Origin of the sequence: Pseudomonas sp. 2FG, from assembly GCF_005502935.1 — a bacterium.
In the GTDB taxonomy this organism is placed as follows: domain Bacteria; phylum Pseudomonadota; class Gammaproteobacteria; order Pseudomonadales; family Pseudomonadaceae; genus Aquipseudomonas.
The window spans coordinates 44322-50392 of sequence record NZ_SCMP01000021.1 but is presented as its reverse complement, the minus strand read 5'-3'; the positions used below and the strand labels follow the sequence as shown (position 1 = coordinate 50392).

The 6071-nt window shown below is 58.4% G+C and carries 6 protein-coding genes; all 6 read right to left on the bottom strand.

The genetic code is table 11. The annotated features are described in order from the left end of the window. Window positions 1-92 precede the first annotated feature (92 nt). The 6 genes from msrQ to FFS13_RS18010 all read right to left on the bottom strand — a co-directional run bounded on the left by msrQ (window position 93) and on the right by FFS13_RS18010 (window position 6042). Window positions 93-719: a protein-methionine-sulfoxide reductase heme-binding subunit MsrQ gene (gene msrQ / locus FFS13_RS18035; protein ID WP_137820434.1), complete on the bottom strand. Its 627-nt coding sequence runs from the start codon at window positions 717-719 to the stop codon at window positions 93-95. Then, window positions 719-1726 (bottom strand): protein-methionine-sulfoxide reductase catalytic subunit MsrP, encoded by a 1008-nt coding sequence (msrP, locus tag FFS13_RS18030; RefSeq protein WP_137820433.1) that lies wholly within the window; start codon window positions 1724-1726, stop codon window positions 719-721. Before msrP ends, msrQ begins: the two co-directional genes overlap by 1 nt. A gap of 65 nt (window positions 1727-1791) precedes the next feature. Continuing rightward, on the bottom strand, window positions 1792-2607 hold the full coding sequence (gene pssA, locus FFS13_RS18025) for a CDP-diacylglycerol--serine O-phosphatidyltransferase (RefSeq protein WP_137820432.1): 816 nt from the start codon (window positions 2605-2607) through the stop codon (window positions 1792-1794). Between the two features lie 152 nt (window positions 2608-2759). Beyond that, window positions 2760-3776, bottom strand: a complete 1017-nt coding sequence (ilvC, locus tag FFS13_RS18020) for a ketol-acid reductoisomerase (RefSeq protein WP_119956150.1) — start codon at window positions 3774-3776, stop codon at window positions 2760-2762. A gap of 46 nt (window positions 3777-3822) precedes the next feature. Next, a complete protein-coding gene (gene ilvN / locus FFS13_RS18015; protein WP_108099957.1) occupies window positions 3823-4314 on the bottom strand; it encodes an acetolactate synthase small subunit in 492 nt (163 codons plus the stop codon). A 3-nt stretch (window positions 4315-4317) separates the two neighbouring features. Next, on the bottom strand, window positions 4318-6042 hold the full coding sequence (locus tag FFS13_RS18010) for an acetolactate synthase 3 large subunit (RefSeq protein ID WP_137820431.1): 1725 nt from the start codon (window positions 6040-6042) through the stop codon (window positions 4318-4320). Window positions 6043-6071 lie beyond the last annotated feature (29 nt).

The following is a 6071-nucleotide window of genomic DNA, read 5'->3' as shown; positions in this document are numbered from 1 at the left end:
AAAGCTAACTTCTTGTTATCTAAGAAGTTTTCCGAGAGGTCTGCGCCGGAAGTGGTGCGCATTATAGGCCCAGCAAATTAACCGTCAAGCACTTATTGAAAGCTTTTTGTCATTTTTTCCTGAGCCCGTAGTGAAAGCCTGGGAAGTCGCCTCGCAATGGCCGGCATCCGCAGCATTAGCAGAAGCGCAGCAACGACCGCACACCAAAGCCATTCCTCCAAATCAGCCCGCACTACCCAGAGCATGTGCAGTAGAACCAGGCCCAATACCGGGTAAACCGCACGATGGAGCGCTTTCCAGCGCTTACCAAGCTTACGGATACTAAAGCGATTAGAGGTCACGGCCAGAGCTAGAAGCCCAATAAAAGCCAGCGCTCCCACAAAGATGTAAGGCCGCTTGCGCAGATCGATCAGCAATTGCGCGCCATCCAGCCCCAGAACGAACACCGCATAGGCGCAAAGGTGAAGGGCGACATAGCTAAAGCACCACAAACCCAACTGGCGGCGGACAGCGATCCAACCACCCCACCCCGTCAAACGCTGCAGCGGCGTCATCGCCAGCGTGATCAGCAGAAGCGTCAACGCCCCCAACCCCAAGCGATCGACCAGAACTTTGCCAGGGTCTGCGCCGAGGGCGAAACTCCAGCCCTGATACAGCCAGAACAGCGGCGGCAATAGCGCCACGGTGAAGACCGCTATGCGCCAGAGTCGATAACGCATCAGTAGTTTTCCCGCAGGTCGAGTCCACTGTAGAGGCTTGCAACCTCGTCATAACCGTTGAACAGGCGCGTCGGGATGACATTGGGGCTGAACAGACCGCTTGGCAGGCGCCGCTCGCGGGCCTGAGTCCAGCGCGGGTGATCCACCGCCGGATTAACGTTGGCATAAAAACCATATTCACTCGGTGCCAATGCCTGCCAGGTGTTCTTCGGCTGCTCGCGGGTCAAGCTGATACGGACTATCGACTTGATACTCTTGAATCCGTATTTCCAGGGCACCACCAAGCGCAACGGCGCACCATTCTGATTGGGCAGCACCCGCCCATACATCCCCACGGCGAGAATGGCCAGCGGATGCATCGCCTCATTCAGGCGCAGCCCTTCCACATAAGGCCAGTCGATCAGGGAAAAGCTCGAACTCTGGCCAACCATGCGCTCCCGATCGACGACCGTTTCGAAACGAACGAACCTGGCCTGGCCAGTCGGCTCGACCCGTTTGAGCAGATCACCCAGCGAAAAGCCCAGCCAGGGAATGACCATAGACCAGGCCTCAACGCAACGCAGCCGATAAATGCGCTCTTCGAGTTGCTGCGGTTTGAATAAATCATCCAGAGAGTAACGACCCGGCTTCGCGACCTCGCCATCCACCAACACAGTCCAGGGCTCCGCCTTGAATTGCGCGGCATTGCGCGCGGGATCGCCTTTATCAGGCCCAAACTCATAGAAGTTGTTGTAGTGACTGGCATCTTTGAACGGCGTCAGCGCCTCACCCCCCGCGGTCACTGCTTGCCAGCGAGTGCCCGCCAGCTTTTCTCCGAACCAGGCCGGAGCGGCTGCGGGCTCGACATCGGCATAGCGGGATACCGCGGCCCGGGCAGCGCCCGGCCAGACCACCGCAGCCGCCAGGCCACCGGCAGCGGCCAACAGGCTACGGCGTGACAGATAAACAGATTCGGGAGTGACGTCAGATTCGCGAGACGATGAGGCGGGAGGGATCTGGATCAGCATTGAAACTCCGCGGCTATTTAGGTGACTGGTGCGCCAATAGACCGCGGAGCCAGGGGGAAATTACATCACTCGACGGTTTTGCGGCGACGCAGTTGCAACAGGTATTGCACCGGCCCGGAAGCCGCATAGGCGAGGAAGATCAGCAGCAGGATACGCGGCGGGTCACTGAAGACCACTGCGAACACCAACACCACCGCGAGGATCGCCACAAAAGGCACGCGCCCCTTGAGGTCGAGATCCTTGAAGCTGTGGTATTTGATATTGCTGACCATCAGCATGCCTGCGCCCGCTACCAGCAAGGCAACCACAAAGGACATGTTGGAGCCCTGGATACCGAAATCACTGAAAGCCCACACCGTCCCCGCTACCACACCCGCAGCCGCCGGACTCGCCAAACCAATAAAGAAGCGCTTATCCGCCGTACCCACCTGGGTATTGAAGCGCGCCAACCGCAAGGCAGCGCCCGCGACATAGATGAAGGCCACCATCCAACCGACCTTGCCCATACTGCCCAGCGCCCACTCGAACGCGAGCAATGCCGGCGCCACGCCGAACGCGACCATATCGGACAGCGAATCGTATTCGGCACCAAAGGCACTCTGGGTATTGGTCAAGCGCGCCACCCGACCATCCAGGCTATCCAGCACCATGGCGACGAAGACCGCAGCCGCAGCAACGTAGAAGTTGCCGTTCATGGCATTGATGATGGCGTAGAAGCCAGCGAACAGATTTGCCGTGGTAAAGAGGTTGGGCAGCAGGTATATGCCACGGTGCCGGACTTTGCGCCCTTCGGCGTCATGCCCTTCTTCAACATGCTCATCAACTGGCAGCAGGCTTTCTGCGTCGGAGGCCGGTTTCGGCTCCTCGGGACGTTCGTTCATGAACAATACCTTGCAACGGTTCGGAAAGTTTTCGACAAAAATGGCGATTCAGGCTTCACAACCCCGCCACAGCACCCTGGCTTTATACCAGAAGCCTCAGTCTAGAATGAAAAAACGCGGCCATGGCCGCGTTTTTTCTCACATCGCAGACCTTAGTTCTTGGTCTTGTCGACGATCTTGTTGGCAGCGATCCACGGCATCATGGAACGCAGCTTCTCACCAATCACTTCGATACCGTGGGCGGCGTTGTTGCGGCGCTTGGCGGTCATCGATGGATAGTTGGTCGCGCCTTCGCTGATAAACATCTTGGCGTACTCGCCGTCCTGGATGCGCTTCAGAGCATTGCGCATGGCCTGGCGGGATTCGGCGTTGATGATTTCCGGGCCGGTCACGTACTCGCCGTATTCGGCGTTATTGGAGATCGAGTAGTTCATGTTGGCGATACCGCCTTCGTACATGAGGTCAACGATCAGTTTCAGTTCGTGCAGGCACTCGAAGTAAGCCATTTCCGGCGCATAGCCGGCTTCAACCAAGGTTTCAAAACCGGCTTTGACCAGCTCGACGGTGCCGCCACACAGGACTGCCTGCTCGCCGAACAGGTCGGTTTCGGTCTCGTCCTTGAAGGTGGTTTCGATGATGCCGGTACGGCCACCGCCGACGCCACTGGCGTAGGACAGGGCAACATTCTTGGCGTTGCCGGAAGCATCCTGATAGATCGCGATCAGATCCGGGATACCGCCGCCTTTGACGAACTCGGAACGCACGGTGTGACCCGGAGCCTTAGGCGCGATCATGATCACGTCGAGGTCGGCACGCGGTACGACCTGGTTGTAGTGAATCGCGAAGCCGTGGGAGAAGGCCAGGGTCGCGCCTTTCTTCAGGTTCGGCTCGACTTCGTTCTTGTACAGCTGCGACTGGAACTCGTCCGGGGTCAGGATCATGACCAGGTCGGCAGCAGCAACGGCGGACGGCACGTCGGTTACTTTCAGACCGTGCGCTTGGGCCTTGGCCACAGTGGCGGAACCAGGACGCAGGCCAACGGTTACATCGACACCGGAATCTTTCAGGTTGCAGGCCTGGGCGTGACCCTGGGAGCCGTAACCGATGATGGCGACTTTTTTGCCCTGGATGATCGAAAGGTCGCAATCTTTATCGTAATAAACTTTCATGAATTTCCCCTATTTACTGAGGCCGCTCGGGCCGCTCGCTAAATGTTTAGATGCTCAGCACTTTGTCGCCACGGGCGATGCCGGTGACGCCACTGCGTACGGTTTCCAGGATTGAGCTAGTGCCCACGGCCTGGATGAAACTGTCTAGCTTGTCGCTGGTTCCCGCAAGCTGGATGGTGTAGACGCTACTGGTCACGTCGACAATCTGCCCACGGAAGATGTCGGTAGTGCGCTTGATCTCAGCACGCTGAGCACCGGTAGCCTTGACCTTGACCAGCATCAACTCACGCTCGATGTGCGCGCTTTCCGACAGGTTCACCAGCTTGACCACTTCGATCAGCTTGTTGAGGTTCTTGGTGATCTGCTCGATCACCTCATCGTGGCCGACTGTGGTCAAGGTCAGACGCGACAAGGTCGGGTCTTCGGTCGGCGCCACGGTCAGACTTTCGATGTTGTAGTTACGTTGCGAGAACAGACCGACCACGCGGGACAATGCGCCGGGCTCGTTTTCCAGCAGCAGGGAGATGATGTGTCGCATGGTTTAAGTCCGCTCCGTCTTGCTCAGCCACATGTCACGCATGGCGCCATCTTTGATCTGCATCGGGTAGACGTGTTCGCTGGTGTCCACCTGAATGTCGAGGAACACCAGGCGATCTTTCATCGCGAAGGCTTCTTCCATTTTCGGCTTCAGATCTTTCAGCTCGGTGATGCGCATGCCGACATGACCATAGGCCTCCGCCAGCTTGACGAAGTCCGGCAGCGACTCCATGTAGGAGTGCGAGTGACGGCTGCTGTACATCATGTCCTGCCACTGGCGCACCATGCCCAGCGCGCCGTTGTTCAGGTTGACGATTTTCACCGGCAGGTCGTACTGCAGGCAGGTCGACAACTCCTGAATGTTCATCTGGATGCTGCCCTCGCCCGTTACGCAGGCGACGTCGGCATCCGGGAAGCTCAGCTTTACGCCCATCGCCGCCGGGAAACCAAAGCCCATGGTGCCGAGGCCGCCTGAGTTGATCCAGCGATTGGGTTTGTTGAAGCGGTAGTACTGCGCCGCGAACATCTGGTGCTGGCCCACGTCGGAAGTGATGAAGGCATCGCCATGGGTCACTTCGCTGAGGGTTTCAATCACCGTCTGCGGCTTGATGATGCTGCCGTCGCCCTTGTCATAAGGGAAGGTGCCATGACCGGCACGCCATTCATCAACCTGCTTCCACCAGCTGGCCACCGCGTCTTTATTCGGGGTTTCGCCGATTTCCTTGAGGATCGCGACCATCTCGGTCAACACGCTATCCACCGGACCAACGATCGGCACGTCGGCCTTGATGGTCTTGGAGATCGAAGCAGGGTCGATATCGATGTGGATGATCTTGGCGTTCGGGCAGAACTTGGCTGGGCCATTGATGACCCGGTCATCGAAGCGCGCGCCGACGGCGAGAATCACATCGGCATGATGCATCGCCAGGTTGGCGGTGTAGCTGCCGTGCATGCCGAGCATGCCGAGGAACTGACGATCGGTGCCCGGATAGCCGCCAAGGCCCATCAGGGTATTGGTGACTGGCAGGTTAAGCATCTGCGCCAACTCGGTCAGCGGCGCCGCGGCGCCACCCATGATCACGCCACCACCCGAATACAGAATTGGCCGTTTGGCCGCCAGCAGCATCTCGGCCGCCTTGCGGATCTGCCCCGAATGGCCACGCACGGCCGGGCTGTAGGAACGCAGCTTGGCTTTCTTCGGATAGACGTACTCGAACTTCTCGGCCGGGTTGGTCATGTCCTTGGGAATATCGACTACCACCGGGCCTGGGCGGCCGGACTGGGCGATATAAAAGGCCTTCTTCATGACCTCGGGGATTTCCGACGGGTGCTTGATCATAAAGCTGTGCTTCACGATCGGCCGGGAGATACCGATCATATCGGTTTCCTGGAACGCATCGGTACCGACCATGTTGCTCGGCACCTGCCCCGACAACACGACCATCGGGATCGAGTCCATGTAGGCGGTGGCAATCCCGGTGATGGCGTTGGTCGCGCCAGGACCGGAGGTCACCAGGACCACACCGGCCTTACCGGTAGCACGGGCATAGCCGTCGGCCATATGGGTAGCCGCTTGTTCGTGACGAACCAGGATGTGGGTCACTTCCGGTTCTTTGAACAAGGCATCGTAAATATGCAGGAGGGCACCACCGGGGTACCCGTAAATATGCTTAACGCCTTCGTCACGCAAAAAGCGGACGACCATTTCAGCGCCAGATAAAAGCTCCACGTTGTTCACCTCTAAAACGCCAGAGAACC